General features: G+C 71.9%; 17 protein-coding genes and 1 pseudogene. 12 read left to right on the top strand and 6 right to left on the bottom strand.

What is annotated here, in order from left to right; translation table 11 throughout:
* The first annotated feature begins 26 nt into the window (after positions 1-26).
* From ABZV00_RS11895 to ABZV00_RS11880, 4 genes are all read left to right on the top strand, one after another.
* Positions 27-1,340 carry an MFS transporter gene (locus tag ABZV00_RS11895; protein WP_355604706.1) on the top strand — a complete coding sequence of 438 codons (1,314 nt, stop codon included), beginning with the start codon at positions 27-29 and terminating at the stop codon, positions 1,338-1,340.
* Positions 1,341-1,378: 38 nt separating this feature from the next.
* The gene (locus ABZV00_RS11890; RefSeq protein ID WP_355604703.1) at positions 1,379-2,299 is read left to right on the top strand and encodes an EamA family transporter; all 921 of its coding nucleotides are present in this window, start codon (positions 1,379-1,381) and stop codon (positions 2,297-2,299) included.
* Between the two features lie 76 nt (positions 2,300-2,375).
* Entirely contained in the window at positions 2,376-2,825 is a 450-nt protein-coding gene (locus ABZV00_RS11885; protein ID WP_355604700.1) for a hypothetical protein, read from the top strand.
* A 139-nt stretch (positions 2,826-2,964) separates the two neighbouring features.
* A complete protein-coding gene (locus ABZV00_RS11880) occupies positions 2,965-3,402 on the top strand; it encodes a nitroreductase/quinone reductase family protein (protein ID WP_355604697.1) in 438 nt (145 codons plus the stop codon).
* Positions 3,403-3,669: 267 nt separating this feature from the next.
* Here ABZV00_RS11880 and ABZV00_RS11875 read toward each other — a convergent pair whose 3' ends face one another.
* The 3 genes and pseudogenes from ABZV00_RS11875 to ABZV00_RS11865 form a co-directional block, all read right to left on the bottom strand.
* The gene (locus ABZV00_RS11875; protein ID WP_355604694.1) at positions 3,670-4,596 is read right to left on the bottom strand and encodes a 5'-3' exonuclease; all 927 of its coding nucleotides are present in this window, start codon (positions 4,594-4,596) and stop codon (positions 3,670-3,672) included.
* Between the two features lie 58 nt (positions 4,597-4,654).
* Complete coding sequence (locus ABZV00_RS11870) at positions 4,655-4,882, bottom strand: hypothetical protein (RefSeq protein ID WP_328416802.1); 228 nt, start codon at positions 4,880-4,882, stop codon at positions 4,655-4,657.
* 189 nt (positions 4,883-5,071) lie between these two features.
* Positions 5,072-6,348, bottom strand: a pseudogene (locus tag ABZV00_RS11865) (MFS transporter).
* An 83-nt stretch (positions 6,349-6,431) separates the two neighbouring features.
* Between ABZV00_RS11865 and ABZV00_RS11860 the strand changes: the two are divergent.
* Positions 6,432-7,313, top strand: coding sequence for a winged helix-turn-helix transcriptional regulator (locus tag ABZV00_RS11860; protein WP_355604691.1), 882 nt, complete (start codon positions 6,432-6,434; stop codon positions 7,311-7,313).
* A gap of 62 nt (positions 7,314-7,375) precedes the next feature.
* Here ABZV00_RS11860 and ABZV00_RS11855 read toward each other — a convergent pair whose 3' ends face one another.
* Entirely contained in the window at positions 7,376-8,746 is a 1,371-nt protein-coding gene (locus tag ABZV00_RS11855; RefSeq protein ID WP_355604689.1) for a glycosyl hydrolase family 18 protein, read from the bottom strand.
* Between the two features lie 234 nt (positions 8,747-8,980).
* Between ABZV00_RS11855 and ABZV00_RS11850 the strand changes: the two genes are divergently transcribed.
* The 3 genes from ABZV00_RS11850 (at position 8,981) to ABZV00_RS11840 (ending at position 11,857) form a co-directional block, all read left to right on the top strand.
* Positions 8,981-10,096 (top strand): Xaa-Pro peptidase family protein, encoded by a 1,116-nt coding sequence (locus ABZV00_RS11850; protein WP_355604686.1) that lies wholly within the window; start codon positions 8,981-8,983, stop codon positions 10,094-10,096.
* The gene (locus ABZV00_RS11845) at positions 10,093-11,235 is read left to right on the top strand and encodes an acyl-CoA dehydrogenase family protein (RefSeq protein WP_355604683.1); all 1,143 of its coding nucleotides are present in this window, start codon (positions 10,093-10,095) and stop codon (positions 11,233-11,235) included. Before ABZV00_RS11850 ends, ABZV00_RS11845 begins: the two co-directional genes overlap by 4 nt.
* 115 nt (positions 11,236-11,350) lie before the next feature.
* Positions 11,351-11,857, top strand: coding sequence for an Lrp/AsnC family transcriptional regulator (locus ABZV00_RS11840; protein ID WP_355604681.1), 507 nt, complete (start codon positions 11,351-11,353; stop codon positions 11,855-11,857).
* On the opposite strand, the gene ABZV00_RS11835 is transcribed toward ABZV00_RS11840, so the two are convergent.
* Positions 11,787-12,398 (bottom strand): histidine phosphatase family protein, encoded by a 612-nt coding sequence (locus ABZV00_RS11835; protein ID WP_328416788.1) that lies wholly within the window; start codon positions 12,396-12,398, stop codon positions 11,787-11,789. The genes ABZV00_RS11840 and ABZV00_RS11835 overlap by 71 nt on opposite strands.
* A gap of 194 nt (positions 12,399-12,592) precedes the next feature.
* Between ABZV00_RS11835 and ABZV00_RS11830 the strand changes: the two genes are divergently transcribed.
* Both ABZV00_RS11830 and ABZV00_RS11825 read left to right on the top strand, forming a co-directional pair.
* Complete coding sequence (locus ABZV00_RS11830) at positions 12,593-12,787, top strand: CsbD family protein (RefSeq protein WP_355604678.1); 195 nt, start codon at positions 12,593-12,595, stop codon at positions 12,785-12,787.
* Between the two features lie 192 nt (positions 12,788-12,979).
* Positions 12,980-13,876: a polysaccharide deacetylase family protein gene (locus ABZV00_RS11825; protein WP_355604675.1), complete on the top strand. Its 897-nt coding sequence runs from the start codon at positions 12,980-12,982 to the stop codon at positions 13,874-13,876.
* 77 nt (positions 13,877-13,953) lie between these two features.
* On the opposite strand, the gene ABZV00_RS11820 is transcribed toward ABZV00_RS11825, so the two are convergent.
* Positions 13,954-15,360 carry a lysine 2,3-aminomutase gene (locus ABZV00_RS11820; protein ID WP_355604673.1) on the bottom strand — a complete coding sequence of 469 codons (1,407 nt, stop codon included), beginning with the start codon at positions 15,358-15,360 and terminating at the stop codon, positions 13,954-13,956.
* A gap of 152 nt (positions 15,361-15,512) precedes the next feature.
* Here ABZV00_RS11820 and ABZV00_RS11815 point away from each other — a divergent pair, with 152 nt between their 5' ends.
* A complete protein-coding gene (locus ABZV00_RS11815) occupies positions 15,513-16,562 on the top strand; it encodes a zinc-binding alcohol dehydrogenase (RefSeq protein ID WP_355604781.1) in 1,050 nt (349 codons plus the stop codon).
* A 4-nt stretch (positions 16,563-16,566) separates the two neighbouring features.
* A complete protein-coding gene (locus ABZV00_RS11810) occupies positions 16,567-18,129 on the top strand; it encodes an amidohydrolase (RefSeq protein ID WP_355604670.1) in 1,563 nt (520 codons plus the stop codon).
* Positions 18,130-18,179: the final 50 nt, after the last annotated feature.

Genomic DNA, 18,179 nt, shown 5'->3' with positions numbered 1-18,179 from the left:
TCTGCAAGCTAACGGGAGGCGGCACGATGACCAGACGAAACCCCGGCGAGCGGGCCCTCATCACCGGCATGACGATCGACGCGCTGGGCTCCGGGATGTACGTCCCGTTCTCGCTCGTCTTCTTTCAGAGGGTCACCGGCCTCCCGCTCACCGCCATCGGCGCGGTGCTGACCGTCGCCGGACTCGCGGGCATGGCGTTGCTGCCGTTGGCGGGCGCTGCCGTCGACCGGTTCGGCGCGCGCCGGATGCAGTTGGTCGGGTACACCGTGCGGGGCCTGGGCTTTGCCGCGTACCCGCTCGCGGTCACCCTGCCAGCGTTCGCGGCCGTCGCGTTGTTCACCGCCGCCGGCGACCGGGCCTTCCCGGCAATCCAGCAGGCGACCATCGGGGACATCGCCGAGGGAGTGGACCGTGACCGCCTCAACGCCCTGGCCCGCAGCCTGCGCAACGCCGGTCTCGGCGCCGGCGGGCTGATCGCCTCAGTGATCATCGGGCTGGCCGGCGACACGGGCTTCACCGTCACCGCCTGGCTCAACGCGGCAAGCTTCCTGGTCGCGGCGCTGTTCGCCCGTCAGGTGCCCCGCCGGATGCCGATGATCCGCTCGCGCGCCCGGATCGGCTACCGCGAGGTGCTCGCCGACCTGCCGTTCCTCGGCCTGACCGGGGCGAATTTCCTCATCGCGCTCGGCTACTCGGCGTTGTCGTTGCTGCTGCCGGCGTACGCGATCACCGTCCTGCACGCCCCGGCGGCCACCGTCGGCGCGCTGTTCGCGGTCAACACCGCGCTCTGCGCGCTCGCCGGCGTGCCGGTGACCCGGCTCGCGGTCCGGATGGGACGGCGGACCCGGGTGGCCGCGACCGGGGCGGCCGTGTTCGCCCTGGCGTTCCTCGGATTCATCCTGCTCGGCACCGCCCGCCCCGGCGGCACCGCCGTGCTGCTCGTCGTGCTGGTCGGCACCACGGTCCTCTACACCGGCGGCGAACTGCTGCACAGCCCGGCCGCGAGCACCTTGGCGATCGCCGTCGCGCCGGAGGACGCCCGGGGTCGATACCTGGCCGCCTACCAACTGTCCTGGTCGCTCGCGGCCACCGTCGCGCCTGCGCTGTTCACCACGCTGCTGGTGGTCGACGGCCGGCTGCCCTGGCTGTTCCTTACCGGATCCGTGCTAGCCGGTGCCGCGCTGATCATTCGACTCGAACGGCGACTACCGGCCGCGGCGCTCAACACCTCCGAAGCCCCGACCGTCAACCAAAACCGCCCCGGCGTTCTCGTCGAGCCGAGCGGCACCGAGCCGGGTCACCTCCGGCCCGCCCAGGTCCCCGTGACCGCTGCCGCCTAGTGAGCCACAACCGCTGCCGCCTGTGAGGGGATACCGCGATGAACCGGATGCTCGTCAGCACCGCCGTCACACCGATCGTCTGGGGCACGACCTATGCCGTGACCAGCGAACTCCTACCGGACAACCGGCCGTTGCTGGCCGCGGCGCTACGGGCACTGCCGGCCGGCCTCGTCCTGCTCGCGGTGACCCGCCTCCTGCCCCGCGGATCGTGGTGGTGGAAGGCGGCGGTCCTCGGCACGCTGAACATCGGGGTGTTCTTCGCGATGCTCTTCTTCGCCGCCTACCGGCTGCCCGGCGGCGTCGCGGCCGTGCTCGGCGCCACCGGCCCGCTGCTCACGGTCGCCCTCTCGGCCGCCCTGCTCCGGATCCGACCCACCATGATCGCGGTGGGCGCTGGACTGCTCGGGGTGCTCGGCGTCTCCTTCGTGGTCCTGCGCCCGGATGCCCAGCTCGACCTGTTGGGCATCCTGGCGGGTCTGATCGGTACAGCCTCGATGGCCACCGGCACCGTCCTGACGAAACGATGGGGACGCCCGGACGGGGTCGGCGCACTGCCGTTCACCGCGTGGCAGCTCACCGCCGGTGGTCTGCTGCTCGCCCCGGTGGCACTCGTCGCGGAAGGACTGCCGGCCGCCCTGACCGGCACCCATCTAGCCGGGTACGGATACCTGGCCACCGTCGGCACGGCGCTGGCGTACTGGCTCTGGTTCCGCGGGATCGCCGCGCTGCCGGCGACCTCGGTCGCGTTCCTCGCCCTGCTCAGCCCGATCACGGCGGCGGTTCTGGGTTGGCTGGCGCTCAGTCAGACGCTGCGCCCGGTGCAGGTGTTGGGATTGGTCGTCGCGCTGGCCGGCACCCTGCTCGGTCAGTTGCCCGGCCACCCGAGGGTCGGCCTCGCGGCGCGGGCCACACCGTCTCGGACTACCCCGACCGCGCCTCGATCGCCAGTCGCGAGCTGAGGGTCGGGGTGTTCGCCGACCAGCCGCTGATGAGTCAGGGCGGCGGCGTCGATGGCGCGCCGCATACGATCGCCAGATGGGAATCTTTTCCACAAAGGACGATTGGCGACCGCCACAACGTCCCGATTGCGCCTGCCACGAGCATCTGGAGGATGTGCTCACGTTGGTCATCCCCAGCCAGGACTGGGATGAAGACCCCACCTTCGAGCAACTGCTTGCGACCGGGTCGCTCGGCGTGCGGCCGGTGAACGCGAAAGAGCGGTTCATGACCGTCTTTGACGAAGAGCAGAACGAGTCTCAGCTTGGCCCGCTGCACTGGGGCATGTGGGCCGCCGATGAGATCTACGGCTGTTATGACGATGACGCCGAGCTGCCCGTCGACAGGTCAATCGCCGCTCGGCCGGGTGTGGACCTGGTCGAGTGGTATGACCGGGAGGAGTTTCTGATCGGAGCACCCGGTTTGTGCGAAAGCGGCATGCTCGCTGCCATTGCGCGGGCGCTGCAAGACCCGAGGGTGCGCGCTTAAGTTCTAGCGCCCGGGGAAACCCGATCTGGTGTGGGAGTTACGGCGACCTGAACACCTCGACGGGACGGGGCCATGACGGAATTCGACAGTCGGTGTGGGCGGCACAGCTGTCCGTCGGCGCGAGCGGACGGTTGCTGAGGTGTCGTGGCGGGTCGCGCTGCTCCGCGCGCTCCAGCAGCGCCTGATCAACCCGATCGTCCGATTTGCGTGGGACGTGAAACTCCCGATCCCCGGCGACGCGCTGTTGGAGACCACCGGACGTCGTACCGGCCGGCTGCGGTACACCCCGGTGTGCGATGGCCTGGACGGTGACATCTTCTGGCTGGTCGCCCAGCGGGGGCGCCGCGCCGACTGGGTGCGAAACCTCGAGGCCGATCCCCGGGTCCGGGTCAAGACGGGCGGCGGGCGGAGCGCACGTTGGCGGACCGGGACGGCGCACATCGTCGACGACGATGACCCGCGCGAGCGCCAGCGGTACATCGCGCAGAGCAGTCTCGCTCGTCGGCTCTGTGTCAGTACCTCCGAGGCGGTGGCTACGAGCCCGCTGACGGTGCGCATCGAACTGGACCAACCCTGACGTCGGGTAGCACGGCGGTTGCCGCGGCCTGGGTAGTGACCGCAGGACCACCGCCGAGGAAGGTCGTGACCCTGATCGCCAGCAGGACGATCACGGCCAGCTGCCACGGGCCGGTGCCGAAGGCCTAGATGAGCCGTCGCCGAGCCCGATGCCGATCGCAACACCGATGATCAACTGAACGAACGGCGGAACCGCTGCCCGCAGGAGGACCGCGCGGGTGATGTCACCGGCGGGCCGTCACCGGCACCGGAGGCGGCGGATCGGTGGTCAGGCGTCGGCGCGGGCGGCGAGGGCGTCCACCAGGCGGCGGGCGGAGCCGGCCAGGTTCCACGTCCCGGCCAGCTCCAGCAGCCGGTCCGGATCGACGGGCGCGGTCGGCAGTGCGGTGGGCAGCTCCGGTAGTGGCACGTCCAGCGCGACCCGCACCACGGTCGGCGCGACGGCCAGGTAGTCGCGGGCGGCGGCCAGCTTGGCCCGCAGGCCCGGCGCGAAGGACGAGTCAGAGTCGTCCAGGGCGGCCAGGATGCCGGCGATGCTCCCGTACCGCTCGATGAGCCGGGCGGCGGTCTTCTCGCCCACGCCCTGCACCCCCGGCAGCCCGTCGCTGGGGTCGCCGCGCAGCGCGGCGAAGTCGGCGTACCGGTCGGCCGGCACGCCGTAGCGGGCCCGCACCGCGGCGTCGTCGCAGTCGTCGAGCTTGGCCACGCCGCGCCCGACGTAGAGCAGCCGGACCGGCCGGGCGTCGTCGATGAGCTGGAACAGGTCCCGGTCGCCGGAGACCACCTCCACCGGGCCTGGCTGGGCCACCGACAAGGTGCCCAGCACGTCGTCGGCCTCGTAGCCGGTCGCGCCGACGACGGTGATGCCGACCGCGGCCAGCACTTCCAGGATCATCGGCACCTGCGGGGAGAGGGTGTCCGGCACGACCTCGCCGCCCTGCGGGGCCACCCGGTGCGCCTTGTAGGACGGCAGTAGCTCGACCCGCCACGCCGGGCGCCAGTCGTAGTCCATGGCGCAGACCATCCGGTCCGCACCGCGACCCCGGATCAGGGTGGCGAGCATGTCGAGGAAGCCGCGCACCGCGTTGACCGGGGTGCCGTCCTCGGCCCGGGCGGCCGATTCCGGGATGCCGAAGTATGCGCGGAAGTAGAGGCTGGGTGCGTCGATCAGCAGGATCGGGGATCGGTGTGCCACGCCCGACAGCCTGGCACAACCCCCCGACGATCAGGGGTACGCCCGGCCGCCGGCGGCGTCAGCGCCGCTCGTCGTGCTGGTAGACGGTCTCCCGCCGGGCCAGGTACTGCACGACGTAGCTCGCCACCAGCAGCAGGATCGCGACCACCACCTCGACCCAGGCCGCGACACCGTCGGCCACGGTGAGGCCGATGACCAGCAGGACCAGGCCGACCAGCGCGAGAACCCCGGCCCACAGCTGTCGGCGACGGCGCGTCGCCGCCCGGTCCGCCTCGTTCGGTGCCACGTCGGTCCTCCCGGTCGGGATGCCCGCGCGGGCACCCGGATCCAGGCTATGACCCTTCGGGGCGTCCGGCCCGGAAAACCGTCGTGCGGGCCGGTCACCGTGCGGCGCAGGGCGCTCGGTACGCCGTTTCTCCGGCCGGACACCGACCGCCGGGTACGCAGGCTGGCCGACTGCGAAAGGCCGTGCGGTTCACCGACCTCCGACGGTGACCGTCGGCGCGGCCGGGAGCGTCGGGTCGTCGCCCCGGTCGTGGTCGGTGAGGTCACGCAGGTGCCGGACGGGGGAGAGCAGCAGCACCAGCGGCGCGGCGACCACCACGCCCGCGACGATCAGCAGGGTGGCCCGGGCGCCCAGCGACCCGGCCACCGCGCCAGCGACCAGCCCGCCGACCGGGATCGCGCCCCAGGAGACGAACCGGACGGTCGCCATCACCCGGGAGAGCAGGTCGGGTGGGCTGGCGATCTGCCGGTAGGTCCGGGTGGTCACGCTGAGCACCACCGTCCCGAGGGAGAAGACGACGTTGCCGGCGGCGAAGGCGGCGTACGCCAGCCAGCCGGTGCCCCAGGGGATCAGGAACGCGCCGGCGACCGTGGTGAACCCGGCGACGATCAGCGCGCGTGCGGTGCCGATCCGTGCCGTGATCCGCGAGGTGAACGCCGCCCCGACCAGCGCGCCGACCCCCTCGACGGCGAGCAGTACCCCGACCAGGCCGGCCGGGCGTTCAGCTCACGGACCAGGTAGAGCGGGTAGAGCGCGAACTGCGCGCCGCAGACGAAGTTCATCGCCGTCGCGGCCCACATGCCCGGCCCCATCACCGGATGGTACGCGACGAAGCGCCAACCCTCGCGGATCAGCTCGCCGACCGGTGGCCAGCGGTCCGGCGCGTCGTCTCGGCGGGCGGGCAGGGTGCGCAGCAGCGCCGCCGAGACGAGGTAGCTGACGGCGTCAACGAGCAGGGTGGGCACCGCGCCGAGTGCCTGTACGGCGAGCCCGCCGAGGGAGGGGCCGCTGAGCTGGGTGGCGGCGTGGGTGGCCGAGGTCAGGCTGTTGCGGGACTGCAACTGCTCGCGGTCAACGATGCTGGGCAGGAAGGTCGAGTTGGCCACGTCGAAGAGCACGTTGGCGAAGCTGATCACAAGAGCGGTGATCACCAGGTGGGCGACGATGAGGTGGCCCCACCACCAGGCCAGCGGGATCGACGCGACGGCGACCGCGCGGGCCAGGTCGGCGCCGATCTGGGCGCCGCGCAGCGGCAGGCGCTGCACGATGACGCCGGCGGGCAGACCGATCACGATCCAGGCGACGTAGCTGGCCGCGGCGATCAGGCCCATCTGGAACGCGGTGGCGTCGAGCACGGTGAGCGCGGTCAGCGGCAGGGCCACCGCGCCGACCGCCGACCCGACCATGCTGGTCGTGCCGGCGGTCCACCATCGGCAGAACACCCCGGCCCGCTCTCCGACGTGCATGTCGTCCGCCCCCGTTCGCGCGCACCAGTGCGTTCCAATCTGGAACGGACTATAGTCGAGGGCGGGACAGATGGGGGTGACGGGTGCGGCGGGAGGATCTTGCCGACGCGGACTGCGGCATCGCGCAGGCGCTCGGCGTGCTGGGGGACTGGTGGACGTTCCTCATCGTGCGCGACGTCGCCGGCGGGACGACCCGCTTCGACGCGCTCCAGCGCGAGCTGGGCGTCAGCCGGCGGGCGCTGACCGAACGCCTCGCCGCGCTGGTCGAGCACGGCGTGCTGGAGCGCCGGCCGTACTCCCAGCACCCGCCGCGCTACGACTACCTGCTCACCGCCAAGGGTGAAGGGCTGCTGCCGGTGCTGATCGCACTGCAGGACTGGGGAACGAGGCACCTGATGGGCGATGGGGAGCTGACCGCGACCGCCGACGCCGCCTCGGCCGAGGCGCGCCGGGTGCACGACCTGCTCGGGCGGCGGCTGCCCGAGGTCGGCCTGCCCGGGCCCGACGGCCAGTCGGTCGCGCTGACCGACGCCGAGGCCTGGAGCGTCCTGTACTTCTTCCCCGGGGCGTACGCGCCGGAGACGCAGGGCTACCCGCCGGGCTGGGCGGACATTCCCGGGGCCCGCGGCTGCACCCTGGAGTCGAACACCTACGCCGCTCGGTACGCGGACTTCCAGGCCGCCGGGGCGGACGTGCGGGGGATCAGCACGCAGCGGCCGGACCAGCTCGCCGACTTCGCCGCGCACGCCCGGGTGCCGTTCCCGCTCCTGTCCGACCAGGACGGTCGGCTCGCCGCCGGGCTGCTGCTGCCCACCTTCCGCGCCGGTGGGGTCTCACGGTTCAAGCGGCTGACGCTGCTGGTCGACCCGTCGGCGGTGGTTCGCGCCGTGCAGTTCCCGGTCACCGACCCGGCCGGGTCGGTGGACGAGATGCTCGACCTGGTCCGCGAGCACCGCCCCGCCTGATCCGCCGCCACGGGCGTGGGAAGACCCCCCGCGCTACGCGGGGGGCCTTCCATGCGGCCGGGTCAGGCCGGGAGAGTCCAGCGTTGGTTGGCGCCGGCGAAGCAGTCCCAGATCTGCAACCGGGTGCCGTCGGCCGAGCTGTTGTCGCTGGCGTCCAGGCACTTGTTCGACTGCGGGTTGCGGAGCGTGCCATTGGACTGCGCCTGCCAGACCTGCGCGCCGCTGCCGTTGCAGTCCCACAGCTGGATCTTGGCGCCGTTGGCGGTGGAGCCACTGGTGATGTCGGCGCACTTGCCGAGGGCGCGCAACGTGCCGTTGCTCGCCACGGTCCAGCTCTGCGCGGCGGTGCCGTTGCAGCTCCACAACTGCACGGCCGTGCCGTTGGCGGTGCTCGCCGAGGCGACGTCGACGCACTTACCGGCGATCCCGGTGATCGGGCCGGTGCGGCCGGTCGGCGGCGGGGTGGTGCCGCCCATGATGGTGTCGTACATCGCGCTGACCAGCGAGGTGGAGCCGGTGGTGTCCTGGGACAGCTCCCAGTTCATCACACCGCCGGCGTTGGCCAGCGCCCACTGCGTCTTGCGCTTGACCGTCGGGATGCCGTTGTAGCACTGCTGCGCTCCGCCGACGGTGGTGCAGTCCCGGTTGGCGTTGGCCGGGTCCATACCGACCAGTGCCGAGTAGGTGTAGTAGCCGGGGCGGCTGTAGAACGGGATCCCGAGTACGGCCTTGCTGGCGGGCAGGCCGCGTGACTTCCACAGGTTGATGCTGGCGATCGACCAGTCGTAGTTGGCGTGCGGGTTGCCGCCGTCGTACGCCATGATGTTGAGCCAGTCGACCTGGCCGAACACGGCCGTCTGCACGCCCTGGACGCTGCCGCCCTCGGAGACCACGGCGGCGGTGAGCAGCTTGCCGCGGCTGTGCATGGCGCTGCCGAGTTGCGTCATGAGCTGGGTGTAGTTGTTCGCCGAGGCGCCCGGGTCCGGGTACTCCCAGTCCATGTCGACGCCGTCCAGGTTGTACTGATTGACGAAGTTGACCAGGTTGTTGACGAAGTTGGTCCGACTGCCGGCGTTGGCGGCCAGCGCCTCGAAGGCGGAGTCGTTGCCGTCGTTCCAGCCGCCGACCGCGATCGACACCTTGACGTTGTTGGCGTGCCCGAGCGAGACCAGCGAGGAGAGCTTGCTCGGGTTCTCCACCGCGCGCAGGCTGCCGTCGTTGTTGGGCAACACGAACGCGTAGTTGATGTGGGTGAGCTTGTTGTACTGGATGGTGTTGACGTTGCCAGCCCAGGAGGGCATGTAGCCGACGCTCTTGAAGTTGTTCGGCAGCACCACGGCCTGCGCGGCGGTGGGAACGAGAGCGAGGGTGGCGCCGGCCGTGGCGAGCGTGAGCAGGCCGGCGGCGAGGGCGCGGCGTGGTGATGGGGACATCGGGGGCCTTCCCGTGGGCGGGGGACGACAGCCGCCCGTGCAGGGTCGTCGCGGGCGGGGGTGCGAGTGCGGTACGCAGGGACGGGTGGCCTCGAGGCAGCCAAATCTTAAAGAATGTTAACTGTCCGCGTCAATCAACGTCGGTGAATTTCCGGGTTTTTGGCGGCCGAGATGTACGGGACGCGGCCAAGCGCCTACCCCCGGGTATCCCCAAACGACCGTTAAGCTGACCGCGTGGGAATCGACGAGCTGTACCCGCCGGACCGGCTGACCGCCGCGCAGCGCGCCACCGCCGCCGCCGGCCTGGACGCTTTGCTGCTCACCCCCGGCTCCGACCTGCGCTACCTGACCGGGTACGACGCCCACGAGGGGGAGCGGCTGACCTGCCTGGTGCTGCCCGCCGAGGGCGAGCCGACCCTGATCGTGCCGACCCTGGAGCGCCCGGCCGCCGAGGCGTCCCCGGCGCCCGCCACCGGGGTACGCATCGTCGACCACCCCGACGGCACCGACCCGTACCCCCTGGTCGTCGCCGCCCTCGACGGGCCGCTCGCGACGGTCGGGCTGGCCGACCGGATGTGGGCCGAGCAGGTCCTCGCGCTGCGCGCCGCGTTGCCCACCGCCGCCCAGCGGCTCGCTGGCGAGGTGCTGCGCGAGCTGCGGATCCGCAAATCCCCCGCCGAGATCGCGGCGCTCGCCGAGGCCGGCGCGGCGATCGACGAGGTGCACCTGCGGATGGGGGAGTGGCTGCGCCCCGGGCGTACCGAGGCCGAGGTGGCCAGCGACATCGCCGCGGCGATCCGGGCCGCCGGGCACGTCACCGTCGACTTCGTCATCGTGGCGGCCGGGCCGAACGGGGCCAGCCCGCACCACGGCACCTCGGACCGGCCGATCGGCGCCGGCGAGCCGGTGGTCGTGGACATCGGCGGCACCATGCCGTCGGGCTACCGTTCGGACTGCACCCGCACCTACGTCGCCGGCGGGCCGGCACCGGCCGAGTTCGTGGACTACTACGCGGTGCTGCACGACGCCCAGCGCGCCGCGGTGGCGGCCGTGCGGCCGGGGATCACCGGCGCGGCAGCCGACGCCGCTGCCCGGGAGCCGATCACCGCCGCCGGCTACGGCCCCGCGTTCCTGCACCGCACCGGCCACGGCATCGGCCTGGACGGTCACGAGGAGCCCTACCTCGTGGCCGGCAACGACCGGCCGCTGGAACCCGGGATGGCGTTCTCCATCGAACCGGGCATCTACCTGGCGGGCCGGCACGGCGCCCGCATCGAGGACATCGTCGTCTGCACCACGGACGGCGTGCAACGGCTCAACACCACCCCCACGGAGCTCATCGCACTATGACTGTCGACCGGATCCTCCCCACCGACGAGGCCCACGATCTGCTGGACCTCGCCACCGAGCTCGCCGACCGCGAGCTCGCACCGAAAGCCGCCGGCTTCGAGGAGCGCGCCGAGTTCCCCCGCGACGTGCTGCGCACCCTCGGCCGGGCCGGCCTGCTCGGCCTGCCGTACCCGGAAGAGCACGGCGGTGCGGCCCAGCCGTACGAGGTGTACCTGCAGGTGCTGGAGATCCTGGCCAGCCGCTGGCTCGCCGTCGCCGAGGCGGTCAGCGTGCACACCCTGTCCTGCTATCCGGTGGCCGCGTTCGGCACCGATGAGCAGCGCAAGCTGCTGCCGGACATGCTCGGCGGCGAGCTGCTCGGCGCGTACTGCCTCTCCGAGCCGCAGGGCGGCTCCGATGCCGCGGCGCTGAGCACCCGGGCGGTCCGCGACGGCGACGCGTACCTTGTCTCCGGCACCAAGGCGTGGATCACCCACGCCCGGGCCGCCGACTTCTACAACGTCTTCTGCCGCACCGGCGGGCCGGGCCCGAAGGGCATCTCCTGCCTGCTCGCCGACGCCGGCACCGCTGGCATCACCCCGCAGGCGGCGGAGCGGACCATGGGGCTGCGCGCCTCGCCGGTGGCACAGATCGCCTTCGACGAGGCGCGCGTGCCGGCCGAACGGCTGATCGGCGGCGAGGGAGCGGGCTTCACCATCGCGATGTCCGCACTGGACTCCGGCCGGCTGGGCATCGCGGCCTGCGCGGTCGGGCTGGCCCAGGCAGCGCTGGACTACGCCGTTGGCTACGCCCGGGAGCGGCAGCAGTTCGGCCGGGCCATCATCGACTTCCAGGGGCTGGGATTCACCCTCGCCGACGCGGCCACCCAGATCTCCGCCGCCCGTGCGCTGACCCTCGCGGCGGCCCGGCTGCGCGACGCCGGGCGGCCGTACTCGATCGAGGCGGCCAAGGCGAAGCTCTTCGCCACCGACATGGCGATGCGGGTGACCACCGACGCGGTGCAGGTGCTCGGCGGCGCCGGCTATGTGGCAGACCACCCGGTGGAGCGGTACATGCGTGAGGCCAAGGTGCTGCAGATCGTGGAGGGCACCAACCAGATCCAGCGACTGGTGATCTCCCGCGCGCTGGCGCAGGGCTGAGCGCGGTCGACGGTACGTGGCGGCGCGGCTGCGGTGGGTCCATCGCAGCCGCCGTCGGCGCGGTGCGGTGGAAGCGTCGTCGCCGTCGGGCGTTTTTCCCGGTAGGTTGCTCGCCGTGGAGGAGATCGACCGCGCCATCGTCGCGGCACTGACCGCTGACGGCCGGCTGTCGTACACCGACCTGGCCGAGAAGGTGGGTCTGTCGGTGTCCGCCGCGCACCAGCGGGTGCGCCGGCTGGAGCAGCGCGGGGTGATCAAGGGGTACGCCGCCCGGGTCTCCTTCGAGGCGCTGGACTTGCCGCTGACCGCGTTCGTGGCGATCCGGCCGTTCGACCCGTCGCAGCCGGACGACGCGCCCGAGCGACTGGCTCACCTGCCCGAGATCGACTCCTGCTACTCGGTGGCGGGGGAGGACTTCTACATGCTGCTGGTGCGGGTGGCCAGCCCGACCGACCTGGAGCGGGTGCTCCAGGAGATCCGCACCTCGGCGAACGTGACCACCCGGACCACGGTCGTGCTGTCCACCCCGTACGAGAACCGGCCGCCGAAGATCAGTGCCGGGGCACCGAGTCGGTCGCGGTCCCGGGTGCCGGAGGAGCCGGCTGGTTCCACCGCAGGATGACACGCCGCCCGTGCTCGTGACCGAGCGCGCTGACCGTGGCGGTGTCCAGCCGCAGCAGGCCGCCAGCGGACGGGGGCAGGCCGATCCAGCGGGCGCCGAGCACCCGCAGGCTGTGCGCGTGGCCGACCAGCGCCACGGTGCCCCGGTCGAGCAGCGGGGTGACTCGGGCCAGCACCCGGTCCAGCCGGGCGCCCACCTGCGCGGGTGACTCCCCACCGGGGCAGCCGTCGGTCCAGATGTTCCAGTGCGGGTGGTCCTCGTGGATGTCGACGGTGGTGCGTCCCTCGTATTCGCCGTAGTTCCACTCGCTGAGGTTCTCGTCGACGGCGTCGACGGTGAGCCCGGCCAGCTGCGCGGTGCGCAGCGCCCGGGAGCGGGGGCTGGCCAGCACGGTCACGAACCGCCGGCCGGCCAGGAACGCGGCGAGGGTGCGGGCCTGCCGCTCGCCGTCGGGGGTCAGCTCCAGATCGGTGTACGAGGTGTGCCGCCGGGTGGCGCTCCAGGTGGTCTCGCCGTGCCGGATCAGCAGGAGCTCTCCCATGTGGCCAGTTAACCACCGCTGGCAGGGCGGCACCCGGTGGCCACCGATGCCGCGTCCCCATCCGCTCAGGCTTGGTCAAAAACCCTACCTATCTTCCTAGGATGCCTTACAGGGTGTGCCGACCGGCGCCGCCGGTTTCGGCACCGGCAGAGCGGGCAAGCGAGCCGGAACAGTCGCCAGACGGAGGAGGCGCGATGAGCTTCACCGAGAAGGCACGTAACAAGGTCGAGCAGGTGGCCGGTGCCGCGAAGGAACGGATCGGCGATGCGACAGACAATGAGCGGATGCGTGGCGAGGGCGCCAGCCAGCAGAGTGACGCGCGCGCCAAGCAGGCCGGTCAGAACGTCAAGGAGGCGGGCAGCAACGTGAAGGACGCCTTCAAGAAGTGACCTGAACGGGTCCGCGGGTCCCCGGGCGCAGCATCGCCCGGGGACCCGTCGTGTGCCGCGGCTAGGGCCGCGGGGTGACCGTGCTCCGTTCCCTGGTGTTGTTCGCGCTGGCGGAGATCGGCGTCGCCGTCGTCATGTACGCCCCCGCAGCGGGGACAGTGAGCGGCCTTCGCGTCTGGGATGATCACCGTCGTGATCCGACCTCGGCTGCGCCCGCTGCTCGGCGTACTGGTGGCGGCGGCCATTGTCGGCACCGCGGCGTCCGCGATCGCGCTGTCCACGGCACCAGGGCCGTCCACATCGACCGTCGGCGGATCGTTCGTCCAACCCACCGCCTCGGCAGCGCCGTCGGTCAGCGCCACTGGGCAGGAGCGCCGACCGGCGGCCACCGTCCCTGGAGCGACGCGGGCGGGGACGCGTCCGCCGGTGGTGGACCACGGACCGCGCAGCGGCAACCGGGTGGCGCTGACGTTCGACGCGGACATGACCGACGGCATGCTGCAGAACCTGCGTACCGGGCGGGTGAAGTCCTATGCCAACCTGCGCATCCTCGACCTGCTGGAGCGGGAGCAGGTTCCGGCCACCTTCTTCCTGACCGGCAAGTGGGTGGAGCGGTATCCGGACCTCACCCGGCGGATCGCCGACAACCCGCGCTTCGAACTGGCCAACCACACCTACGGGCACGCGGCGTACACCGGCAACTGCTACGACCTGCCTCGCGTGCCCCCGAAGGGCATGACCGGCGACGCGGCGAAGACCTTCGAGGTGATCGAACCGTACGGAGGTCGGCAGACCCGGTACTTCCGCTTTCCGGGGCTCTGCCACGACGCGGCGGCGCTGGCGGCACTCGCACCGCTCGGCGTGACGGTGGTCGACGGGGACGTGGTCAGTGGGGATCCCTTCGCCACCGCCTGGGAGCCGATCGTGCGGGCGGTGCTGGACCACGTACGCCCCGGGTCGGTCGTGATCATGCATGTGACCGAGGCGAACGCCCGGATGACCGACGAGGCGCTGCCGCGCATCCTGGCCGGGCTGCGTGAGCGTGGCCTGGTCCCGGCGGCGCTGTCCGAGGTGTTGGCCGCCGGCTGACCGGCCCGGCGTCGGTCAGCAGCACCGCAACGGGTGACACCCCCGGGAAGGTGATCCCGGGGGCGTCGCGCGGGTGGTCAGTCGTCGCGGTGGTCGGCCCACCACTGCTGCCCGCTGTCGGGCAGCGTGTCGATCGGGTCGTAGTAGGCGTAGCGCTTGTTGAGCGCCTCCAGGTCGGCGGACTCGATGGAGGTGCGGTAGTTCTTCGTCCAGTAGGAGATGCCGCGGTCGCGGTCGTAATCGGTGAGCATGTGCACCCAGCGCTTGCCGACGAATGGGACGTCACAGACGATCCGCGGGGTGGCGTAGCCGGGCAGGTAGCCCATGATGTCGTGCTGGAGCTGCTGGGCGTGCCAGACCGGGACGCGCCAGTGCTCGGCGTTGGGGATCATGTCGCACATGTAGAAGTAGTACGGCAGGATCCCGGCCTCGCCCTGGAGCGCGAAGCAGAGGTCGAGCAACTCGGGGGTGGTGGCGTTGACGCCGCGCATGAGCACGCCCTGGTTGCGGACGTCGCGGACGCCGACGTCGAGGGCGGTCTGGGCGGCGCGGGCGACCAGTGGGGTGAGCGACTGGGCGTGGTTGACGTGGGTGTGGATGGCGAGGTTGACGCCGCGCCGCGCGGCGGTGCGGGCGACGCGTTCGAGGCCCTCGACCACGTCGGGCTGCAGCCAATGCTGGGGCAGGCCCATCAGGGCCTTGGTGGCGAGCCGGATGTCGCGGACCGTGTCCAGTTCGAGCAGGCGCATGAGGTACGACTCGAGGTTGCGCCAGGGCACGTTGGCCACGTCGCCGCCGGAGACGACGACGTCACGGACGCCGGGGTGGGCCTTGAGGTAGCTGATGTGGGCGTCGTAGCGCTCGACGGGCTTGAGGGTGAGCTTGAGTTTGTCGACGGTGGGGGTGGAGTTGCCGACCAGGTCCATGCGGGTGCAGTGCCCGCAGTACTGGGGGCAGGTGGAGAGCAGTTCGGCGAGGACCTTGGTGGGGTAGCGGTGGGTGAGCCCTTCGGCGACCCACATGTCGTGCTCGTGCAGGGAGTCGCGGCTGGCGTAGGGGTGTGACGGCCAGTCGGTGCGTCGGTCGGAGGCGACCGGGATCATGTAGCGCCGGATGGGGTCGGCGATCAGCGCCTCGGTGGTGAGGGGCGCGAACGGCACCATCGTGTTGATCATCTGGGGTGGCACCAGCATCGACATGGTGGCCAGGGCCTTCTGGTCGGCCTCGAGGTCGGCGTAGAAGCTCTCGTCGATGAGGTCACCGAAGACGGTGCGGAGCTGCTTGATGTTCTTGACGCAGTTGACGCGCTGCCACTGTGCGGATTCCCACTGGTCGCGGGTGACGTGGCGCCAGCCCGGGAAGCGGGTCCAGTCGGGTTCGACCAGGGGGCGGCGGTGGTATTCGTATGGCTGCCCGGCGGTCGGCACGGCGACCGGGGCGTGACGGGGTTGAGGGATGGTCTCAACCGGTTGGGTCTGGGTCACGGCCCCTCCTCGGTGCTGCGGCTGATCACGAAACCCGAAGGCTACTGGAAAATATTCGGTGAAGAAATTAGTCTGCCGTAAGTTTTCCCGTTACGCGAGCCTTGACCGGGGCTTCGGACGGCTGAGCAGGGGAGGTGGACGTGACGTCACCGGTGGGACTGCACCGCGTCGTGGAACCGGCGGGGGTGCTGCCGCAGGCGGCCTGGCGGTTGGACACGTCCGCCGTGATCGCACCGAACGAGGTGCGGATCCGGGTACAGCGGCTGAACCTCGACGCGGCGAGCTTCCGGCAGTTGTCGGAGAAGCACGGCGGTGACGGTGACGCGGTCCGCGCCGAGGTGTTGGAGATCATCTCCACCCGGGGGAAGATGCAGAACCCGGTGACCGGTTCCGGCGGGATGCTGATCGGCGTCGTCGAGGAGGCCGGCCGGCGCTCCCCGCTCGGCCTCAAGCCCGGGGAGCGGGTCGCCACCCTGGTGTCGCTGACGCTGACCCCGCTGGTGGTGACCGATGGGCTGGCGCGCTGGGACGGGCGCAGCGAGCAGGTGCCCTGCGACGGGTGGGCGATTCTGTTCGCCCGTTCCATCGCCGCGGTGCTGCCCGATGACGAGGACCCGCAGCTGTCCCTGGCGGTGCTGGACGTGTGCGGGGCGCCCGCGCTGACGGCGCGGGTGGTGTCGCGTTACGTCGAGGATCGTCGCCGGACCGGTGACCCGACGCCGGTGCGCGTCGCGGTGATCGGTGGGGCGGGCAAGAGCGGCTCCCTGTCGCTTGCCGCGGCGCGGCGGGCGGGTGCCGCGCGTACCGTCGGGGTGGTGCCGGTGGCGGCGGAGCGCGACGCGCTGACGGCCGCTGGCCTGGCTTCGGCGGTGGCGTTGGCCGACGCCCGGGATCCGGTGGCCCTGTCCACGGCGGTGACCACCGCCCTGGGCAGCCCGGCGGACGTCACCGTGGTGTGCGTGGATGTGCCGGGCTGCGAGCACGGAGCGGTGCTGGCCACCGCCGACGGTGGCACGGTGATCTTCTTCTCGATGGCGACGAGCTTCTCCGCGGCGGCGTTGGGCGCCGAGGGGCTGGCGGCGGACGTGACGATGTTGGTGGGTAACGGGTACGTGCCGGGGCACGCGGAGCTGGCGTTGGGGCTGCTGCGCGCCGAGCCGGGGGTGCGTCGGCTGTTCGCGGCGCGGGTCGCGGCAGACTGAGGTCATGACGAACCCCTCGACCTTGTACCGCGGCGGCGTGCTGCACTGTCCCGCCGACCCGAGCGCGACCGCGCTGTTGGTCTCCGGTGGGCGGATCGCCTGGCTGGGGACCGACGGTGACGCGCCGCCGGCTGACCGGGTGGTGGACCTGGGCGGTGCGCTGGTGACGCCGGCGTTCGTCGACGCGCACGTGCATGCCACCGACACCGGGTTGGCGCTGTCCGGGCTGGAGTTGTCCGGGGTGCGTTCGGCGGCGCAGTTGCTCGACGCGGTTGCCGCGTTCGCGGCCGGTCTGCCGGTGGACGCGGTGGTCCTGGGGCATGGCTGGGACGAGTCGGGCTGGCCGGATCCGGCACTGCCGGACGCGGCGGCGCTGGATCGGGCGGCCGGTGGTCGGCGGGTGTACCTGTCGCAGGCGTCGATCCATTCGGCGTTGGTGTCGACGGCGCTGCTGGCGGCGTGCCCGCAGGCGGCGGCCGAGGCCGGGTACGACCCGTCGGGGTGGTTGCGTCGTGACGCGCATCACGTGGTGCGGGCGGCGGCGCAGGGTTCGGTGAGCCGGGCGCAGCGTGTCGCCGCGCAACGGGTGGCGCTCGCGCACGCGGCGTCGCTGGGTATCGCGGCGGTGCACGAGTGCGGTGGCCCGGAGATCTCCGACGAGGAGGACTTCACCGGTCTGCTGGGCATCTCCGGCGCCGGGTTGCCGGAGGTGTACGGGTACTGGGGTGAGCTGGGTGGCGCGGCGCGGGCCCGGGAGTTGGGTGCGGTGGGCGCTGGCGGTGACCTGTTCGCCGATGGGGCGTTGGGTTCGCGTACGGCGCACGTGTCGCAGCCGTACGGCGACGGCGACGGGTGCGGGCACGGGTACCTCTCGGCCGAGCAGGTGCGGGATCACCTGTTGGACTGCGCGGCGCACGGCATGCAGGGTGGGTTCCACGCGATTGGTGACGCGGCGATCGGCACGGTGCTGGAGGGCTTCGCGGCGGCGCGGACGCTGGGAGTGGAGCGGTTGCGCGCCGCCCGGCACCGCATCGAGCACGCAGAGATCATGAACAAGCGGATGATCGCCCAGTTCGTGGAGTACGGGGTCGTGGCGAGCATGCAGCCGGCGTTCGACCGGCTGTGGGGTGGCGCGGGCCGGATGTACGAGTCGCGGTTGGGTCTGGACCGGTCGTTGGAGTCCAACCCGATGGGCTCGATGCACGGGGTGGGCGTGGCGTTGGCGTTCGGTTCGGATTCGCCGGTGACGCCGCTGGATCCGTGGGGGTCGGTGCGGGCGGCGGCGGCGCATCACAACCCGGCGCAGCGGATGGGTGTGCGGGCGGCGTTCGCCGCGCACACCCGTGGCGGGTGGCGGGCGGTGCACCTGGACGTCGAGGGTGTGTTGGCGTTGGGTGCGCCGGCGACGTTCGCGGTGTGGTCGACGCCGGCCGGGGTGGAGCGGGGCCTGCCGGTGTTGTTGGCCGAGGACCCGGAGTTGCGGGGTCCGGAGGACCCGACGCCGCTGCCGGTGTGCCGGAGTCTGGTGCTGCGCGGTGAGGTCATCTATCAGGAAGGGTCGTCGTGAGCGAGCAGAGCGAGCGAACCGGTACGGACAGCAGCGGGGTGCTCGCGCCG

Source organism: Micromonospora sp. NPDC005173 (assembly GCF_040608515.1).
GTDB lineage: Bacteria > Actinomycetota > Actinomycetes > Mycobacteriales > Micromonosporaceae > Micromonospora.
The sequence above is the reverse complement of the archived record's forward strand: the minus strand, read 5'-3'. Positions and strand labels throughout refer to the sequence as shown.